Genomic DNA, 20,616 nt, shown 5'->3' on the forward strand with positions numbered 1-20,616 from the left:
TTCCTCAGTGAGATACTGTTTAGTGTACACAAAATTTCGAAACATTTTTATTTACAGAGCTTGACTAAACGTAGGAACAGGGTTTGAGACTTTTGTCCCAAACCCTGTATTCGTCTTTACCTAACTTATAAGTGACGAGTCTGACCTTCAACCGTCATGCGGTTCCGGCCACTCTGCTTGGATAGATAAAGGTAATGGTCAACGCGTTTAAACCAACTGTCAAAATTTATATCGGTTGGTTGTAAGGCTGAAATACCAATGGAGACCGTCACCGTTAGTTTTTGGTTGTCTAGGTGGACGGGGTGTTGTTTTAACGTTTCTCGGATGGCCGTGACGGCAATTTGCGCGTCGGCCGGTGAGGTGTCTTCAAAGATGATGACAAATTCTTCGCCACCATAGCGAAATAGTTCGCCGTGGGGTGTTTGGCGCACCAGCTCCTGGTCAAAGTGCTGGGCCACGTGTTTAAGGACGGCGTCCCCCGCTAAGTGGCCGTATTCATCGTTGAAATATTTAAAGTGGTCAATGTCAAACATAGCCATGGTGATGGGCTTAGTGGGGTGGCGACGGTAAACGCCAAAGACCCCCACCGTGGTGGTATCGAAGTTGGCCCGGTTACGAACACCAGTCAATTCATCGTAATTAGCGGCCTGGCTCAAGCGGGCAAAGTGATTAATGACTTGATTGATGCGCGTCACAAAGAATCGAATGATCCACATATACAGGATGAAGATGACCAGTACGTTGACCATGTAGAATAGATGATAGGGCCGTACCGACCAAATGATTAGGCACCAGGTTAGTCCGTATAATAGTTGTAGAAGCAAAAAGTGCCATTCTGAGTCTAATGCTAGCGTTTGATGGCGGCTGATATAAATAATCACGCCAAACAAAATTACCGTCATCGTGGCAAATAGCCACCACCTTTGTGGACTAGCGCCTAAACGCAGGGAGGCAGCGTAGAAAACCAGTGGCATCGCCAGGTTGACTATGGTTACGGCGAGGGTCTGCATGGCGTATAGGCTAAATAGCAGAACCATTAACTGGGCAATGGCGTAGCCCCAGCTTAGAACGCTCCCACCGTTTAGGACGAGGAAGGTTTGTCTTAAGACCACGACTCCACCGACGACCACGCCGGCTTCGAGTAAGTCGACGATGATGGTGTAGGGCCGGGAAAGTCTAACGGTGCGTTGGGCCAAAATGTAGGTCATAATCATCATGAGTGTGATGAGGCCGACGGTAATTAAGGCCATAATTACTGATTTAATGTTAAAAATATCCTGGAAAAAATTCTCAAGTATACCCATAGAATCACCCAATCGTTGTGATGTTCTAGTTTCATTTCAAGCATACCATAAATGGGGGTAACGGTTTCATTGATTAACAAATAAATTGTTAAAATGATGGACATTGGGAGGTCACAGTGACCGCTTCTTTTATGATGGATGGCCGGGGGAAAGGGTTTTTCGTGGTTGGAAGTATCCCGTAAAAAAATTGTCAGCCAGAAGGTGTTAATTGCGCTAGGACTCTTCACGATTTGATGTGGGTGTGGTGGGAACACCGTGTTGTTCTTCCAAGGCCTTGCCCCAATCGAAAAGTTCGCCCATGGTAAGGACTAGGCTTTTACCCAAATCGGTGAGGTGATAGGTCACGGCGGGCGGAACGGTCTCATAACTGTGACGCCGGACTAAGCCGTCGTGTTCTAACTCACGGAGGCTCTTAGTCAGCATGGTGTTGGTGATATTGCCGACGGTTCGTTTAAGCTGATTGTAGTGTTGGCCGTCTTCCAGCATCAGGTGCCAGAGGATGGGGATTTTCCACTTCGACCCGATGATTTTTAAAGAGTATAAGATGGGGCATTGAGGTGGCATATTCTGTTTGAAGTAAGCAATTTTTTGGTCAAAAACGGTTGGATCCATAGTGATACCTCCAGAGGTGGTGGAAAGAAAAGTAGGTGTACATGATTATAAGTTGCTATTACAGTACGCTGTTGGGGGATTTCAGTCAAGGTAATGGGATTAGAGGATAATTGGTTAAAAACGCTAAATAGACCGCCGAATTCTTTAGAATCGGCGGTCTTTTATGTTACTTCGGAATCTTAATACGGTGGATAAATTTCACGATAGCTTGGGTGGAGATGTGGGAGGAGTTATGGCCCCACAGACTGACTAACGTCCCCTTGGTTTTTACCTTTGGTTGCATGATCCGGTGACTGTTTTTATTTTTAGAGGTAATTTCGTTAAACATCGTGGGTTTGTAATGGTTACGCAGGTAATTGATAAAGTAATTATCGTCATTTTTATTGCCAATATGCTTTAGTTGATAGTAGGTGGCGTAGCTGTTGGCGTTAACAACGCGGCGTTTTGCGTTCACCAGGTTCTTCACGGAAACCCGGTGCGTTCGCCGATTGGTTAGCGTCTTTTTATCGGAACGGTTCCCCGCCTGGGACCAGTAGTTGATGACGATATTTTTGTCTATCCGGGGAAGCTCACTCTTCAAAATTGAGTCGTTCCAAATGGTTGTAGTGAAGCCCCGTTTGTTCTGGAAACGGTTAAGCTGGTTAATGAAGGTGGTCAGCGACTTGTACGCCTCAGGGCTACCTGGAACTTCGTCAGCCCCTATGATAAAGTCCCGCGAAGATTGCTTTTTGAAAATAGTATCAAGTTCACCGTAGATTTTTTGGACGACGGTGATGGATTGCTTCTTAGTGTAGTCCAAGGTGTGGCTATCCATTTTGACCTGTTTATAGGTTTTGGGCCGCTTCTTTTTGAGTTGGCGGAGGATGGCCCCGGCATGTGAAGGGGCATCAACGTCTGGGACGAGCTGAATGTGTTTCTTTTTGGCAAAGGCAACCAAGCGTTTTAAGGCCGCCTTGGAAAGGACCTTCTTGCTGGCCTTATTACCAAGATAGGTGGACTGGAAGCTCAAGTGTTCGTTATCACTGAGGTGCAGGACCACGTAATTTAATTTTTGATCACGAGCCGCTTGGATGACTGATTTAACGGATTTTTCGGTTAGAGGATGCCGGCCGAGGTCAATCAAGATTCCCTGCCGGGTAGGCAATTTAGAAGCCTTGACGGCGGCGTGAGTAGTGGCCGGTGCTTGCCAGAATAGAAAGATACTGAACAGCAATAGTAATGTGGTAAGAAATTTTTTGTGTTGATTAAACATGGTGCACCTCCCTAGTTTAGTGTGTGTTTAATGGTATTTTCTAGCATACCCCGCGCTATCTTGGTGGGTCAACGAAAGGGGCTTGGTTGTGGCAGATTTCGCATGTTTAAGATTGTAATTTGTCTTTCAAAGCTTCAGTTAGTGTGGCAGAAAAATTAAGATTAGCTGCAATTCCTAAATCGTTGAGATATTTGGGAATGCTAAGTGTTTTTTTGACGCTTCGATTCTGTTCTCGTTCGCGAGCAATTTTTGTGTCAACCTCAATAGGAACGAGTAATTGTTCTTCTGAATGAGGGATTGCCAAAGGATCAGAGGGCTCAGGAAGTGGTGTGTTAAAGTCCTCAGCAGTTAGTAAATAGCCCTGGAGTGCATCTGCAGCCATGTGCAAGGCATCGGCAATATCCTCTCCAAAAGTAGCAGCGTTGGGCTCTAAGTCTGGAAAGGTAACCTCGACCTGGCCGTTTTCGTTTAAAGTGAATCGTGCAAAATATAAGTATTTCATGGAATTGACCTCCAAGTAGAAATTAAGGAGACACCACAAACAAGGCTCACTTGAGCCCAGCTTGCTTCCAGATACTGTTGAGGGTACCTTTTGGAATGTCCTTTCTGGGGTGAGGGACGGTCACGGTACCAGGGAGATTGTCATTTTTAAAATGACAATGATCACCAGTTACTCGTACTTGGTACCATCCGTGATGCTTCAGTATCTTTAAGACTTCGCGAGAGTCCATGGAGTTATCTCCTTGTGAGACAACTAGAGCTTAACACGTATGATTATACGTGGGAAGATAATCCCTTGAATTGTGTCAGTTATCGAAGGATTGCCATCCAAATTTGAGCTTGATCAGAAGGTCAGGGTTACAAAAGCAGGTGTAATTTCGTTTGTAAGAATGAGGGGATACAAAAATAATGTGCGTTAGAAGCATTATTATATAAAATCCAAATTTCAAAAAAAATCTCAAATATGTTCCTTGGAATTTGTAGTAACTCTCGCGTGAACGTCAGATATCTTATATACTTGGGAAAGAGTCCGACTTAATAGCTAGAACGGTATAGAAAGCGGGAATTAGTTATGTCCCAATACAGTGCTTCAATAATTACACATTCATTTTGGTTTACGGAGTTTTCACAATATTTAGAACTACGGAATCAGGGCATCGATGATGTAGATATTCGATCGATGAGTATTGACGATAATTATTTTCAACAACAGTCAACAGCACGGGCTTTAGACATGGTGCGCGTAGTTAAGCGGCGAGTAAATACTCTTGATATAGATTATTTTGATTTATTTCCATCATTAGATTTAGAAAATCAAAAAATTGTTAACTTGTTGGCTAGTTTGCATTTGAACCGATTATTTGATGAATTCATGTATGAAGTTTATCGGAATGAATTATTATTGGGAGATGCTAAGCTGCATAGTTATGAAATTGAAGCTTTTTTTAGTCAAAAACAAGTTGAAAATGAGAAAATTGCTAGTTGGAAAGAGGAAACAATTCGACGAATGGCGGGAACGTTTAAGACCTTCTTGCGTGAAGCGGATCTCTTAGAGAATCAGGGGGACTACGATTTAGTTAAACGGCCCCTTTTGGATATACGTTTAGAGATGTTATTACATACAAAAGGCGAAGACCGACAGTTAGCTGCGTTGGTAGGGAGATAGCATGACAGATACAGTTTTGAAATTAAAACATTTAAGAGAAAAAGTTGCTGATCCAGATTTTCAACAGAGTCGAGGATTATCCAATGAGGTTTCCTACTATATTTTAGCTTTTTCACCACAAGATCAGCCGTTAGTGACCGAGGAGATTGGGTCAATGCGGCAACAGTTGAATCGAGAAACGGTTGGTATTGATATTGTGGAATTTAATCTTTACCACATTATGTGGGAATTGCTTGATGATATGGGAATTCGGGAAGATGTTTTAGCAATGGAAGAAAGCGATGGGATTGATTATCTGACGGAGCAATTAAACAATGCGCTGGAGATGACTAGCTCGGAGAACATGTTTGTACAGTATATGCAACGGCATTTACCCAAGACCCCAGTGGTGGTTTTTGTGACTGGTATTGGAGAGATCTTTCCATTGATTCGTGCACATAAGGTTTTAAATACAATGCATCAAATTGTAACTAGTGTGCCGGTAGTCTTCTTTTATCCAGGTACGTACGACAGCTTAAGTCTCAGTATGTTTGGTGAATCTAAAGAAGACAACTATTATCGAGCATTCCAAATTAACTAAGGGAGAACTGTAATGAAAATACGAGATATTTTTGCAAAATCGATTGATCGTGATATTAAAGGTGTTATCACAATCGGGGATGAGCAGGATGCTAATGTTAAGCAGGAATTAGAAGAATATGTTGTCACGAAAGAGTTGGATAATCACTTTAAGGACTTCTTTGCGGCCTATGCAGAGGGGATTCGACATGATACCACTAACATGGGTGTGTGGATTTCAGGGTTCTTTGGTTCCGGTAAATCACATTTCTTAAAAATATTGGCTTACTTATTAGAGAACCGTGAAGTAGCCGGGAAATCTGCGTTAGACTACTTCATTGACGATGATAAAATTCATGATGCCAATACCTTGGCAGATATGAAGTTGGCAACAACTGTTCCGAATGAAGTGATGCTGTTTAATATTGATTCAAAGGCTAAAAATGGGAATAAATCGCAAAAAGATGCCATTTTAAATGTCTTTTTACAAGTGTTTAATGAACAATTAGGCTTGTTTGGAGCTGACTTTTGGATTGCTGACTTGGAACGTGACCTGATTTCTCAGGGAAAGTATGAAGACTTTCAAGCGGAATTTCAGGAATTGGATAAGCAACATCGTGAATGGAAAGAGGCTCGTAATGCATATGCCTTCTTGAAGGGCACAATTCGTGACGCTTTAGTTGCCATTGATTTCATGTCCACGGCTGATGCTGATGGATTTATCGACCAATTAAAGAAAGAGTATCCCATCAGTGTTGAAAGCTTCGCCAAGTTGGTTAATCAGTACATTGAAAGCAAAGACGAAGATTACCATATGGCTTTTCTGGTCGATGAAGTTGGTCAATACATTGGTTCTAGTCAACAACGGATGCTGAACCTACAAAGTATTGTTGAAGATCTAGGAACTTATACGCATGGTAAAGCGTGGGTCATTGTGACCAGTCAGCAAGCAATTGATAAGGTGACAAAAAATATTAATGGCCAAGACTTTTCTAAAATTCAAGGTCGGTTTAATACCAGAATTGCAATGTCTTCGGCTAACGTCGATGAGGTTATTCAGAAGCGTCTGTTGGCTAAAACGGACGCGAGTGAACAGCTGTTAGAGAACACCTTTGTTGAGAATCAACATGTGATTAATAATTTAATTAGCTTTGATGGCAAAGAAGAACGGAAACGGTACGATGATCCGCGGATGTTCGCAGATCTCTATCCGTTTGTGCCCTATCAAATTTTTCTCTTACAAGACACGCTAACGGCTATTCGGGAGAATGGGTCGGACGGGAAACACTTAGCTAATGGTGAACGGTCAATGTTAGCCGTCTTTCAGGAATCAGCTAGACGATTGGAAGAACGGGATACGAAGGCATTGGTGCCATTTAGCATTTTTTTTCAAGGACTTAGTCATTTCCTAGATCATACACATATGATTGTTATTCAGCGTGCCCAAAACAACGAATTGATTAATCCTACTAAGGAAGATAATCCGTTCGCTGTCCAGGTATTAGAAACATTATTTATGGTGAAATATGTCCCTGATTTCGACGCAACTTTAAATAATCTGGTTACGTTGATGATTGATTCGATTGATACCGATCGAATCGAACTAGAAGCCAGGGTTAAACAGGCATTGCGTGTGCTTCAAGAACAGAATATCGTTGAGAAGACCAGCAAAGGCTATGAGTTCTTAACGGACGCTGAACAGGATATTAGTAAGCAAATTCAACGTCAGAGTGTGGATTCAGGGGATGTATCTCAAGCAATTGGGGACTATCTCTTTAGTTCAGTGGCTATTTCACGTCGCTATACGTATCCGCAATTAAAACAGCAGTACACATTTGTATTCAATCAATGGGTTGATGATCGTCCAGTTGGGCCAACTAATCAGGATATTAATTTGAAGATGGTAACGGTTGAAGGCGAAACTAACCGAGATGAAATTGAACTGCGTCGGCAGTCTAGTTCACCCGAACAGCCACAGATCATTATTGATTTACCAGCAGATCTGCAATATGCGGAAGATCAACGTCAGGTCCAGAAGATTCAGAAGTTTATTTTAAATCCACACGAACAGTCTCAGGATGCTCGTTCGCAGAGAATTATTGATCTGAAAAAGACGGAACTCTCCACTTTGAAAAAGCGAGTTGCCCAAGAATTGTTAGAAGTTTTACAACAGGCTGATATTTACGTTCAAGGGGACAAGATTGAAGCCGGCAAGAAGGACTTCTTTGGGCGATTGGCGGATGCTCAAGAAAAATTAATTGATGAAATCTATCGTAACCTTAGTTATATTGATTCGGTTAAACAGGATAGCGACGTGGTAGCGCTGTTTAAAGATACGAATGAGCTGGTTAAGAATACAGATAATGAACAAGCAACGCAGGCGGTTTTGGAAAGAATTAACCACGAGTATTCGGGCCATAATAAGATTTCTTACAAGTCTGTGTTGGAGCGTTTCAGTAAGATTCCGTATGGCTATCGTGAGATTGATACAAAATGGTTGGTTGCGAAACTTTTCGTTGATTCTAAGCTAAAAGTTTATGTTAATGGCGAGGCATTGAGTTTACACACTGATATAGTTGCGAACGAAATGGCAAAATACTTCTCCAATCGAAAATTTGTTGATGCGGTTCAGGTAGAACCACGCCAAGCTATTAGTGAGAATAAGAAGAAGGATTTGCGTAAGGTTGCCTTAGAGGCCTTTGGTAAGCAATCGTTTAGTGATTCAGAAGATGACACTTTGGTTGATGAGCTGAGTAACAGTATGCAAAATGAATTGGGTGCCATCAAAATCTATCTGGCTAAGCCGGCCTATTATCCTGGAAGGGATGTTTTAGAGACGGGCCAGTCCTTAATTAATCAATTGTTGGCACAGAAAGATGCTGATAAGTTTTATGATTTAATCAGTCGAAAACGTGACGATTTCTTAGACTGGCGCGAAGATATGACTGAATTTGGCATTAGTGAGTTTTACCAGAGCGTGAGCCAACAAGAAATTTGGGAATCAGCCCAGACACAGTGCGATGTTTATGAACATTCAAAAGAATTCGTGACCAGTGACCAGGTTAAGCAGATTGTTCGTGAAATTTCTACAATAATGAAGAATCGACCACAGGGAAAGATTAAGCAATTAAAGGACCTGGTTGATAATTTTAAATCAGTGTACGGGGCAGAGTTCGATAGTGGTTTAGGTAACGTACAGCAACGGATTTCAGCGGAACAAAAGGTGGTCAATGAATACAGTACTGATCATGGCGTTCAAGATGAATTTTCTAGCAAAATTCAACGGACGTTTGCCGACCTGCTGGATAATGCACGTGATGCAACCACGTTGAATGGACTCTATGTGATTCCACAGCAGGCAACTGCACGGCGGGTTCGTTTGACTCGTGAAATTGACAGCTTATTGGCACAGCGGCTTGCCGCAGCAGAACGTCAACGTAAAATTGAAGAGCAGAAAGTAACTGCTACGACGAACGAGAATAGTCCGGTTAATGATAAGAACGATGATGTTGTTGAGCCGACGCAGATATCAGATGAGGATAGTGAACCGGTTCAGGAGCCCCGAGATATCAGTGCTAAAACGTTACCAGTTGATCAGACGTGGCAGTTGCAGAGTGCAGAAGATGTTAAAATTCAAATCAATCAGTTACAGCAGGCATTGTTACAACAATTGGAAGAACACGGGAAAATCAACTTTGAACTGTAAGTAAATGAAAGTCATTGAGAGTGAAGGAAGAGTTTATGGATAAAACAGCGATAAAAAAATTTGCGATTGAAGCGCGTCGTTCACTCATCGAAAGTATTCAATTAAAGGCTGCAACGTTAGGAATAACTAAAGACGGTGTAGGCGATAAATTATCAATATCGACGTCAGAAATCGAGTATTACGTAGATGATCAGAGTGCAATCACTGGCAAAGATATCAGTAAGCGACAAAAGTTGGTTGCCGAATTAGAACAACGGGCGCAAAAGAGTGACTTTGCAACAGCTTTTAGGGACCTCGTAGAGGAGGTTGCTTATACTTGGTTTAATCGGATTATTGCCATTCGGTTTATGGAAGTGAATGATTATTTACCAAGTCGGACACGGGTTCTTTCAAGTACTGAGAATCGAAATGAGCCGGATATTATGTTGTCGGCACTCGATGTCGAAGATGATTTAGGTGGCTTTTCATCAGCTGAACGGTCGATAATTGATAAAGCGCAAGACACTGAGTTACCAAGTGATATGGATGCAGAGTATCAAATGCTGTTTATTAAGCAAGCTAATGCGTTGAATAAGAATCTGCCATATTTGTTTGAGAAAACCAATGATTATGCGGAGTTATTGTTCACTCCAAGCTATCATGATGGCGTTATTCAGCATTTAATTACCGATGTTAGTGAAGATGATTTTAACGTGGCTGTTGGTGGTCAAGTAGAGATTATTGGGTGGCTTTATCAGTACTACAATACGGAACCGAAGGACCGTGCGTTTAAGAAGAAAAAATATTTAGAATCCGATATACCTGCTGTAACACAACTGTTTACGCCAGATTGGATTGTTAAGTACATGGTGGAAAATTCCTTGGGTCGGTATTGGATACAGGTGCTCCAAGCTAAGGGAGATCAACGCTCTGGTCGAGAAATTGCAGCTGAATTTAGCTGGAACTATTTTATGGCAGAAGCCCAACAAAGTGAATCAGTAATTGTAAAATCTAGTGAAAATGACTTAGCTAATGAAAACATTGAACAGATAACGTTAATTGATGCTGCTATGGGATCTGGTCATATTTTGATTTACGCATTCGACGTATTCATGCAAATCTATGAACAGGAAGGTTATTCACATAGGGATGCTGCAAAACTAATCGTTCAACACAACTTATTCGGTCTAGATATTGATACTCGTGCCTTTCAACTAGCATATTTTTCACTAATGATGAAAGCCCGAGAAACTAATCGCAGATTTTTAACATTGGCTATTCGACCAAATGTTTTTGATATTCCAGACTCCGGTCGCCTAAGCTCAGGTGATTATCGGGACTTATTACAAAGTGAAAACGAAAAAGAGCAGTTGGATGAATTGTTAGATGAGTTTCGTCAAGGAAATGAATATGGGTCGCTGATTCAGCCTAAACCGTCAATCGATTGGTCTGTTATTGATGAAATTGCAACTAGAAAAATGTCAACGGGCCAATTATCCTTAAACTCCGTATTGCTAGCTGAAAACCAAGGGAAACTAAAAGAAATTAGCAACGTTGGTAAAGTATTGGCCAAGAAGTTTACAATTGGCGCGATGAATCCGCCTTACATGGGATCTGGAAAGATGGACAGTGTACTAGGTGGCTATGTTAAAAAGACTTTCCCAAACAGTAAAGCGGATCTGTTTGCAGTATTCATGGAACGGTTACGTACACTGACAAAAGAGGCCGGCTACTATGCGATGATTACTCAGCATGCGTGGATGTTTTTATCCAGTTTTGAAAAACTACGTGGAATTCTAAAAGAAGATACCTTGGTTAATATGGCTCATTTAGGTACGCGAGCATTTGAAGAAATTGGCGGTGAGGTAGTTCAATCAACAACCTTTGTGTTTAAACGGGAAACAGTGCCTGACTACGTTGGCACCTATGAACGTTTAGTCGGTTTTGATTCTCAACAGAAGAAAGAGCACGCCTATTTAGAGGCCGTTCTTGATCCTAGCGTTGACTATCTTTATCGAACTAACCAAGCGAACTTTGCCAAGATTCCGGGGATGCCGATTGCTTACTGGATTAAAGCAAAAACGTTGGAAGTATTTTCTCAAAAATTAATTAAAAATTACACCATTTCTGATGGACAGACAAAAACTGGTAATAATAGCAAATATTTACGACTACTTTGGGAAGTTTCAGCGAATCAAATCGGTAGTTCTAAAAGATGGGTTATACATGCTAAAGGGGGGAGCTTTCGCCGGTGGTATGGAAACTTAACTCATATCATAGATTGGTCATTCTCGGCAAGGTCCCACTATAAAAATGATAACGTTGCACGTATAGCTCCCGATTATATTTGGTTTCGAAAAGGGATTACTTGGACCCTAATTTCTGCAGACAGCAGATTAGCTGTTCGTGTACTACCCGAAACAGCTACCTTCAATCTTGCGGCACCTTCGTTGTTTGCAAAAAATGTTAAGAACACAGATTATTTGTTGGGGTTCTTAAATTCCAAAGCTGCAGCTTATATTCGAAATATTTATAATCCTACACTTAATACAAATATTAGTGATATAACAAACATTCCATTGAAAGTGGATAACACGAAGATAATTGAATATTACGTTGAAGAAAATATTCAAATTTCCAAAAAAGATTGGGATGCCTTCGAAACTTCTTGGAATTTTAAAAATCAGATGCTTCTGACTCACATCGCTGACGATAAGCGAACTGAAGTTGATGGGAAGTTGAAAAATGCTTTTAAAATATGGCAGGGTGAAGCAAGAGAACGATTTGATCAATTAAAGGCAAATGAAGAAGAGCTTAACCGAATCTTTATCGACCTGTATGGGCTGAATGATGAATTGACTCCAGAAGTGGCAGATAAAGATGTATCAGTACGTTTGGCAGACGAAGTTAGAGATATTAAGTCGTTCCTTTCGTATTTTGTAGGAGTTGTTTTTGGTCGTTATTCATTGGATGTGGAGGGCTTGGCATATGCAGGTGGTGACTGGATTCAAAGTAACTATCAAACATTTGTGCCAAACGAAGATAACCTTTTACTATTGAATGATGATGATTACTTTGGTGATTCAAGGGACATCATAAATCGTCTGCGGGCCTTTCTTGGAGCCGCTTTTGGTACTGAAAATATTCAGGATAACTTAGATTACATCGCTTCTGTTGTTGGAAAAAGGGCAGATAGTAGTGAAGCCTCTATTCGACGCTACTTTGTCGATGACTTCTTTAAAGACCATTCTAAAATTTATCAAAAGCGACCAATCTATTGGGAGTTCAATAGTGGGAAACGGAATGGTTTTAAAGCATTAATGTATCTTCATCGCTATGATAAAAATGAATTGGCGATGATTCGTACGAATTACTTACATCCGTTGCAAGGAAAGTATGAGCAAAAAATCAGTCAATTATCACAGTTGTTAGCCGATGAGAATGTAGTTAGTCAGAAGAAAAAGTATGAAAAGAAATTAAAGCATTTAAATCAACAGCTAACAGAAATTAAAAAGTATGATCCAATAATTCAACATATTGCAAATCAACAAATTAGCTTAGATTTAGATGATGGGGTACTTGTAAATTACAGCAAGCTTCAAGATGGGACCACGATTTTATCCAAGCTGAAATAATATCAAAAAGAGCCTCTCAAATTTATGAGAAGCTCCTTTTGTGCCAAGTGATGTGCCAACTATTTTGATGCACTATTTAGGATTGAAATGATCTTATCTTGGTCTTGAGACTCAAGCTCTTTGATGATGTGCAAGTAAGAAGATTGAGTAGTTGTAATATTACTATGTCCAAGTCTTCTCGAGACTGAAAGGACACTAACTCCCTTATATAACAGTATTGAGGCGTGTGTATGTCGTAAACCATGAAAAGTGATTCTAGGGATATGAAGACTGGCCAGTTTGTTTGTTAGGATTTTGTTGATTTCAGCACTAACTAGTACGTGCCCCAAATTGTTCATAAAAATCGGTTGCTTACTTGAGATGTCTTTATTTGATAGAAATTGAATGATTTTATTGATTGTTTGCTTACTAACTGCAATTTCTCGTACAGAGGAAGGAGTTTTCGTTTTCATGAATCCAGTTTTGTACTTGTAGTCCCACGCTTTGTTGACTTTAATTAAATAGCTTTCAAAATCAATGTCATCTGTGGTTAAGCCGACGATTTCGCCGTAACGCATACCGGTCACTGCGGCGAGATAGATAATTAGTTCACCAGGTTGGGCGGTGTCAAGACTATGAAGTAGTTTACGCCAATTGTCATAGTCTAAGGTTTTGGCGATCTTGGGGCGTTCTTTCCCAGTAATTACAGCCTTTCGAGTGGGATCCGTTGTGATTATCTTTTCATCTAACGCCTCAAGAATACAGGCTCGGAGCTGCTTATGGAAACATGAGACGGTTCTTCGAGCGTGATTCTTTGCAAATTCGTTAATTCTTTCTTGGTAGATTATTTTGGTTAAGCTTTTGAGTTTTAGTTCTCCAAATAAGTGGGCAGCATGTTTTGCTGTATTTTGATATTTATTGTATGTGATGGGGGAGACGGCATTCTGTTTGTAAACCTTGATCCATCGGTTGTAGTAAGAGACTAAGGTTTCATTTCCGGATTGAACTGTCATAAGGTTCGGATGCTCTGTCTGAACCTTACTTGCGGCAAGGATAGCCTCAGATTTTAAAAGAAATCCTGATTTCCGAAGCTTTTTGTACTGACCGTGTGAATCTTTATAGGAAATTTCGTATTGCCATGCGTTGCCACGTTTTCGATAACTAACCATGTATTTTTCCTCCATTGTGTATTACTTGGCACAAGTTTGTCACATATCAACTTGCTAGCCAACGGGAGAACGACAATGTGATAGGTTATCGTCAGCGATGTGAGCTAGGAGTGGATAATGAGTAAAATCCCAGGAGGTTTCAAATGAATTCCAGTCGCTACAACTAATTTCAATATTGTTAGTAATATTTTTAGTAATTGACGCATCTGGCTTAACAACCGGAAGATTGGCGACATCACTAATATTGAGATGAATGGTTGGGTTCAATAATTTAAAATAATAATTTCCAACTTTAGAATTTAAAATCCCCATTAAGTATGACGGTACTATCGCTCTTTTTTCCTTTGAAAAGGCGGATAAGCCTACTGTAGTAAATATGCTTCCAGCCTCTCTATATCTCAAAGCAAAGTTCCCACTTGTAACATCAGACCAAGTAAATGCAGCTTTAAAGTAGAATTTGGGATTTCGAATGGTTGCATTTGAGTGCTTAATCTCCATGCCATTCTTTTCCCAGTTGATAATGTAATCATTATTCCCGTACCATTTTCTATAAGCCCCACCTTTGTCAATCGGTATCCATTTAACATTTATGGGAACTTCTGAATTGCTGCTTGCATGAAAACATGTATTTTCTATCGCAACTTCAAACCAAAGCCTTAAAAATCGTAAATTATTGCCAGTTGACAATCCCACTTTCATTTCTAGAATATCACCTAATTTTGGATTGCTTACAAAGCTCTTCACAAGATTCTCACTAGCCCAATAAGCAATCGGCATCCCCGGAATCTTGGCAAAGTTCGCTTGGTTAGTTCGATAAAGATAGTCAACCTTGGGATCTTCAATGGCCTCTAAGACTTTATCTTTTTGAACGTCCATACCACCCCTAAAGGCAGAAAGCTTCAAATAAGATCCTAAGCTTTCATCTTTGGTATTTTTTAAGACAAATGTGTTAATTGGCACCGTAGCTTCTTCAAAGGCTGAGTATTCCATCTGAATTAAACTGTCAATCTTTTTGTTTTCAATCAAGAATTTACGCAGCTTTTCATATGTTTTAATAAACATCCAAACAAAAGGTGTCATAAACGCTGAATATCCACCTGGCTTCGCTAAATTACTATTATTAAAAATAAAGATTGAGAACAGGTCACCAGCATAGTCTGAATAGAACCTTTTGACATATTTCTTTAGGGCCGGGTCCATTTTGTTCATATAAGGTGGGTTGGTTACCACGATATCGTATTGAGTTGTTAAAACTTGTGCGATTTTTAATGTGCGCAAGAGCTTGGCCTTGGAATTCTGAACACCAAAGATATCCAAATCATCTACTTCGATTTGCTGAACAGCTTCGGAGAGTTCTGAATAGTCATTTTTCTTTGATTCAAGATGAATAATTGATCCTAGCTCACGTGCATTACTAAACATATTAGCCACGTCATGCAACCTGTCCGCTAAATCATCTGAAACCTGAGCATAAAGTTCTTCCGAGATATCATCAGTATCTTCAAAAACAAAAAGATTTGGTACCAGATTATCTGGACGCAAGGCGCGTCGATTAAACTGGCGAGCCTTCATCATTAACGCAAAGTATGCCAGTTGATAGGCTCGTTTATCTATCTCCAACCCAAATAAATTGTTCTGAACAATTGATACCGCAGCGTCGCGTGATGAATATCCTTGTTCCTGGTAAATCGTCATTAGAACGTCGAATGTATAGACTAAAATGTGACCGGATCCCATTGCATTATCAATAATTTTGAGTTCTTCAATATTCTCTGAGTCAACTGTAACTGATAATTCACCCGGTAGTAGGAAGTCCAGCTTATCGGCCAAGTGGCTGTCTGAATGTCGTTCTAACCAGTATTTTCCAAGCGAGTTATCAACCATGTATTTAACAACCCAATCGGTCGTAAATAATTGTGTTGCAGCTGGAATATCATTCTTTTTTACTGGACCACCCGTAATATTGACAACTTGGTCGTGAGGTTCCGTATTATAGTACTGATACAGCCACCCAATAATCTCCACTTGACCACCAACGGCCACGTTAAAATCATCTTCACTAACATCGGTAATTAAATGCTGAATAACGCCATCATGATAGCTTGGAGTGAACAATAAAATTCACAAATTCTACTGCGGTTAGTACTGAAGTACGTTATGATTAACGTACATTCATAAAACGACAAAAAAGAGGAGTAGAGCCATGGCAGATGTGGATATCAATCAAATTATAACCACTCTCAAAAAAAGGTTTACTGAACAAAATCAGTTTGTTTTCTGGTACGACGATAATGGTGATTTTGTTGATAGTATTGCGGCAATTCGTGAAGCGTTATCGACTGTTGCGGATGTCTACATCATGCAGCCTGGGCATCAGCTGGAAACAAAACAGCATTTGTTAACACTTGATCGTCAAGATAAGGTATTGGTTTATTCACCTACTGCGGAGCCGGCCTTAGAGGAAGACCATTTGCGCAGCATTGTTTTGTACTCTGGAAGGTTCTCAGCCGACTCAAAAGAGATATTACGAAAAGAGCTGGGGTTACCAGATGAACTGAAGCCGTTTGTTCAAAAATATGCAGCGTATTTTGGTAGTAATCGTCGTCGGAAATTATTCGCACAGTATGATTTAACTAGCTATCAAGAAAATCCTGAATTAGCAATTATGGCTGCGTTAGTGCAACTTAACCAGCCGATTGTTGATTTTTTTGATATTCTCCAAGCAGTTTTACGCAAAGGAATTAAAGAAAGTACGGCCTTATCTAGCTTTGAGCACTATGGGGTTAGTCAAGCTTTCTGGTCAGAAATTAGTACGCGTTTTGGGTATGCTAGTGAAGCGCCTAAACTGGAAGAGCTAATGACAGGACTCTACGTAACAGTGGCGTTTCAGCAGATGGAGAGGGCAGTTCCCAAAGAGCAGGTAATGTATGATTTAAGCGATCATGCGGCTAACGTTCAGACTTTTATGCAGCAGTTCAGTAGTCGCAAAGATTCCGATGGCTCTGGGGCAGAGGATAGCTTTGATAGTATTGGGGAACTGGTTTGGCAAAATATTGATGGCGACCAGGTCTTTAAGGGCAATAAAATCGACGATTTAGCGAAATCTGATGTTTTTCCAAGATTTGATCAATTGATTCTCTTATGGATTCAGGAACGACTGCAGCTTGAAGATCTTGACAGTCGGTTAGCTGATCAGACGATTCCGGAAGTTACTCGGGCCCGGCTTGAGACGCATTATGGGAATAAACCGCGTTTTTCTCGTCTGTACCGAATGATGCGGCGGGCCTGGAACATTATCCATAAAGCTCATCAACAACCAGCAGACAGTATGCAAGGGCTTATTAGCGACTACGTTTCGCAAGACGGGTACAAAGTAGATACTGATTACCGTAAGTTTACGTATTACTACCAAATGGCTGGTATGCCAGAGCAATTTGCTAAAACAAAAAAGTTGATTGAATCAATCTACGTAAATAATTATTTGGATAATGCCATCTACGCTTGGAATGATCACTTGGACTTTACTGATTTGAAGCCCAAGCAACTACAGCGTAACTTCTACCGGTACTATATTGGGCCGGAGAAAAATCGAATTGTCGTCATCATTTCCGATGCTTTTCGGTTTGAGGCTGCTAAGGAATTGGAAAAAAAGTTGCGTCGCGAAGATCAAGTTACAGCATTATCGATGAATTACTTACTTACAGGACTCCCATCAGTTACGTACATGGGCATGCCGGCGTTGTTACCACATCGTCAATTGGCATTGAAAGATAAAACGTTATTAGTGGATGGGCAGTTAGCGATTAATCGTGAGGCACGGCAGGAAATCCTGAAACGGCAGAATCCTAAGAGCGTCGCATATGCCTTAGATGATTTAAAAGGGGCGACGTCCAAAGAAATTCGGGCCAAGTTTGCGGGGCAAGAGGTCGTCTACATTTATCACAATCAAATTGACGCGATCGGTGATAATAAAAAGACTGAGGATGATGTCTTTAAAGCCACAGACGAAGCAATTACGGAGATCCAGCAGTTAATTTCACGGCTTCGAACGAATGGCATTTCACATTTCTATGTCACGGCCGATCACGGGTATATTTATCGAAATGATCAATTAAAAGAGACGGATAAAATTGAAGTTGCCAAGGGTGAAGATGATTTGAAATCTCAGCGTTACTTGGTAACACCAAAAAACTTTGAGATTCCGGGTGTTGGGCAACAAAAGCTAAGCGAGATTCTAGCGAATGATGATCTACGCTTTGTCTATTATCCAAAGACGGCGAATATCTTTAAATCTTCGGGTTCTTTTAATTATGTACATGGTGGTGCTTCACTTCAGGAAATGCTGGTACCGCTTTTAGAAGTTAGAACAACGTCCAATCGGTCAGCCGCTCATGATGTTGAATTAGAGCTCTTTAGTATGAATCGGCAGATTACATCGTTAACGGTACCACTGGTTGTTCGGCAGTCAGCTGCAATTAGCGCGACGGTTATTCCAGCAGAATTCAAACTATATTTTGTAAATGACCAGGATCAACAAATATCTGGTCAGATAACGGTTAATGCCAATAGTCGATCAGAGTCGGTTAAAGAACGGATGCAAAACGTTCAAGTTATTTTAGCAGATCGAGATTATGATAAGCAACGCCAATACTACCTGGTAATTGAAAACATGAGCAGTGGTCAGAAAACAGAAATCGAATTTACAATGGATATTGCCGATTTGAATGATTTTAATTTTTAGGTAGCTGGTTCCAGATTCAAGTAGCCCTCACAGACTAACTACGCAGTAAAATCAGAAAAATTAGAACTTTTTCCATTTTATCATTGATTTTTAATCTTCCGCTCGCTATAATAACTATCAAATACTTCAAAACGTTGAGGAAAAAAGTAGCGAACGCAGCGATGCCCAGTGAGTCACGTCTAGTGGAAAGTGACCGTTTAGCGTAAGTGAAAATCATTTCCGAGTTCGATGCTGAATCAGTAGGCTATCGTGGTTGCCACCATTACTTGGCTAGCGGATGTTTGTCCGTGATGAGTGTGGTGGCGTATGCGACCACAAAAAAGGTGGTACCGTTCTACTCGTAGAGCCCTTTTCCCAGTATGGGAAGAGGGCTCTTTTTAACGTTAAGGGGAAAATGAGTGGAGGTTTCAATATGGAAAATAGTTCAGTTGCACCGCGTAGAAGTTTCAAACAGTTATTAGTGGTTAGTTCCCTGATTTTCGGGATGTTCTTTGGGTCCGGGAACCTCATTTTCCCCGTGCACCTGGGGCAAATGGCTGGTTCCAACTGGTTCGTCGCCGCTCTAGGGTTCGCCATCTCTGGCTCCCTGTTTCCATTGCTGGCCATCTTGGCCGTGGTCTTCACTAAGAGTGATGGCCTGTATGACCTTGCTAAGCCGGTTGGCCGCCACTACGCCGCCCTGTTCCTAGTCTTGGTCCACTTAACTATCGGACCGTTCTTTGGTACTCCTCGGACCGCCGCTACGGCTTATGAAATGGCCGTTCAGCCATTCCTGCCTACCCGTTTCACCACGGTCGGGATGTTAGTCTTCACGGGCCTGTTCTTCGCTGCCGCTTACGTGTTAGCGACTCATCAAAATAGCCTAGTCAAGGTGGTTGGTAAGTATTTGAACGCCTTCTTCTTAGCCATGTTAGCCGTCCTCTTCGTCGTCGCTTTCTTCAATCCAATGGGCAGCCTGCAACACACACCAACCGCCGCTTACCAAGCTAACGCCACTGTCAGTGGGTTGTTGGAAGGGTACAATACCGTTGATGCCGTTGCCCTGTTGGCTTTGAGTGTGACCTTTGTCCATGCCGTTCGTGGCCTGGGTTACCGGGATCGTGAATTGACCAAGTTGACCGCCCATGCTGGGACGTTGAGTATCGTCTTAGAAATCGCTATCTACTTTGGTCTGGTCCTGCTGGGTGCTTTCAGTATGAGTCAGCTCAAACTCTCCGCTAACGGTGGGGTGGCTTTATCTGCCATTGTTGGTCATTACTTTAGTAACTTTGGGACGCTGTTCTTAGGGGTCTTAGTCACGTTAGGGGTCTTCACAACAGCCTTAGGACTGGTCACTTCCTTTGCCCAAGATTTCCACAAGCTGTTCCCAAAAGTTAGTTACTTGAACTGGCTACGGGTCACGACGTTCGTTTCCTTTGTCGTTGCGAACGCTGGGTTGAACGCCATCATCGCTTGGTCCTTACCAGTACTGATGCTGCTCTACCCACTCTCCTTAGCCTTGATCTTAGTTTCCCTGACGGTTTCCAAGCGGCCTTACGCCGGTTTGGTTTACAAACTGACAATTGCCTTCGCCGCCGTTCCCGCTGTCTTAGATATGTTAAACACCGCTCCCGCCGTTGTTTCCGGCTTTGGTCCAGTGGCCGCCGTACTTAGCTTCTATCACGCGGTCGTACCGTTCGCTAGCCTGGGATTAGGCTGGATTGTGCCAACCTTGTTGGGCTTCGTCATCGGCTTTGTTTGGGGCCGTGTTCGGTGGGCTACTCAGTTGACCGTTCCCGACAGCAATCAACTATAAAATAAAAAATCTCATCTTTTTCTCATTTTATCATTGTAATTTAAGAAAATAGTGACTATAATACAAAACAATACTTAATAAACGTTGAGGAAAAAAGTAGCACGCCCAGCGATGCCTAGGGAGTCACGGTAAGTGGAAAGTGACCGTCAAGGGTGCGTGAAAGTTACTTCTGAGTTCGGTGGTTGATAAGGCCATCGTGGGTGCCACCATTACATGGCTA

The 20,616-nt window shown here is 41.4% G+C and carries 13 protein-coding genes; 6 read left to right on the plus strand and 7 right to left on the minus strand.

Annotated features, from left to right (window positions below; genetic code table 11):
- Positions 1-125: 125 nt before the first annotated feature.
- From EKM87_RS06090 to EKM87_RS06110, 5 genes are all read right to left on the minus strand, one after another.
- Positions 126-1,250, minus strand: coding sequence for a GGDEF domain-containing protein (locus EKM87_RS06090; protein WP_225428406.1), 1,125 nt, complete (start codon positions 1,248-1,250; stop codon positions 126-128).
- Between the two features lie 267 nt (positions 1,251-1,517).
- Positions 1,518-1,916, minus strand: coding sequence for a winged helix-turn-helix transcriptional regulator (locus EKM87_RS06095; protein ID WP_125682901.1), 399 nt, complete (start codon positions 1,914-1,916; stop codon positions 1,518-1,520).
- Between the two features lie 166 nt (positions 1,917-2,082).
- A complete protein-coding gene (locus EKM87_RS06100) occupies positions 2,083-3,168 on the minus strand; it encodes a family 20 glycosylhydrolase (protein WP_125682903.1) in 1,086 nt (361 codons plus the stop codon).
- A 106-nt stretch (positions 3,169-3,274) separates the two neighbouring features.
- Positions 3,275-3,670 carry a type II toxin-antitoxin system HicB family antitoxin gene (locus EKM87_RS06105; RefSeq protein WP_125682905.1) on the minus strand — a complete coding sequence of 132 codons (396 nt, stop codon included), beginning with the start codon at positions 3,668-3,670 and terminating at the stop codon, positions 3,275-3,277.
- Positions 3,671-3,716: 46 nt separating this feature from the next.
- Positions 3,717-3,899, minus strand: a complete 183-nt coding sequence (locus EKM87_RS06110) for a type II toxin-antitoxin system HicA family toxin (protein WP_125682907.1) — start codon at positions 3,897-3,899, stop codon at positions 3,717-3,719.
- Between the two features lie 341 nt (positions 3,900-4,240).
- Here EKM87_RS06110 and EKM87_RS06115 point away from each other — a divergent pair, with 341 nt between their 5' ends.
- From EKM87_RS06115 to pglX (EKM87_RS06130), 4 genes are read left to right on the plus strand one after another with little or no spacing between them, the layout of a single operon-like run.
- On the plus strand, positions 4,241-4,834 hold the full coding sequence (locus EKM87_RS06115) for a DUF1819 family protein (RefSeq protein WP_125682909.1): 594 nt from the start codon (positions 4,241-4,243) through the stop codon (positions 4,832-4,834).
- A 1-nt stretch (position 4,835) separates the two neighbouring features.
- Entirely contained in the window at positions 4,836-5,414 is a 579-nt protein-coding gene (locus tag EKM87_RS06120) for a DUF1788 domain-containing protein (protein WP_125682911.1), read from the plus strand.
- Positions 5,415-5,426: 12 nt separating this feature from the next.
- Complete coding sequence (brxC, locus tag EKM87_RS06125; protein WP_125682913.1) at positions 5,427-9,098, plus strand: BREX system P-loop protein BrxC; 3,672 nt, start codon at positions 5,427-5,429, stop codon at positions 9,096-9,098.
- Positions 9,099-9,133: 35 nt separating this feature from the next.
- Positions 9,134-12,712 carry a BREX-1 system adenine-specific DNA-methyltransferase PglX gene (pglX, locus tag EKM87_RS06130; RefSeq protein ID WP_125682915.1) on the plus strand — a complete coding sequence of 1,193 codons (3,579 nt, stop codon included), beginning with the start codon at positions 9,134-9,136 and terminating at the stop codon, positions 12,710-12,712.
- A 59-nt stretch (positions 12,713-12,771) separates the two neighbouring features.
- Here the strand turns inward: pglX (EKM87_RS06130) and EKM87_RS06135 are convergent, their stop codons facing one another.
- Positions 12,772-13,860 carry a tyrosine-type recombinase/integrase gene (locus tag EKM87_RS06135; protein WP_125682917.1) on the minus strand — a complete coding sequence of 363 codons (1,089 nt, stop codon included), beginning with the start codon at positions 13,858-13,860 and terminating at the stop codon, positions 12,772-12,774.
- A gap of 54 nt (positions 13,861-13,914) precedes the next feature.
- Positions 13,915-15,975 carry a BREX-1 system adenine-specific DNA-methyltransferase PglX gene (gene pglX / locus EKM87_RS06140; RefSeq protein ID WP_164506444.1) on the minus strand — a complete coding sequence of 687 codons (2,061 nt, stop codon included), beginning with the start codon at positions 15,973-15,975 and terminating at the stop codon, positions 13,915-13,917.
- Positions 15,976-16,072: 97 nt separating this feature from the next.
- Between pglX (EKM87_RS06140) and pglZ the strand changes: the two genes are divergently transcribed.
- The gene (gene pglZ, locus EKM87_RS06145) at positions 16,073-18,601 is read left to right on the plus strand and encodes a BREX-1 system phosphatase PglZ type A (RefSeq protein WP_164506445.1); all 2,529 of its coding nucleotides are present in this window, start codon (positions 16,073-16,075) and stop codon (positions 18,599-18,601) included.
- A 412-nt stretch (positions 18,602-19,013) separates the two neighbouring features.
- A complete protein-coding gene (gene brnQ, locus EKM87_RS06150) occupies positions 19,014-20,396 on the plus strand; it encodes a branched-chain amino acid transport system II carrier protein (RefSeq protein ID WP_125682923.1) in 1,383 nt (460 codons plus the stop codon).
- The last annotated feature ends 220 nt before the right edge of the window (positions 20,397-20,616 follow it).

The organism is Levilactobacillus yonginensis (assembly GCF_003946265.1).
Taxonomy (GTDB): domain Bacteria; phylum Bacillota; class Bacilli; order Lactobacillales; family Lactobacillaceae; genus Levilactobacillus; species Levilactobacillus yonginensis.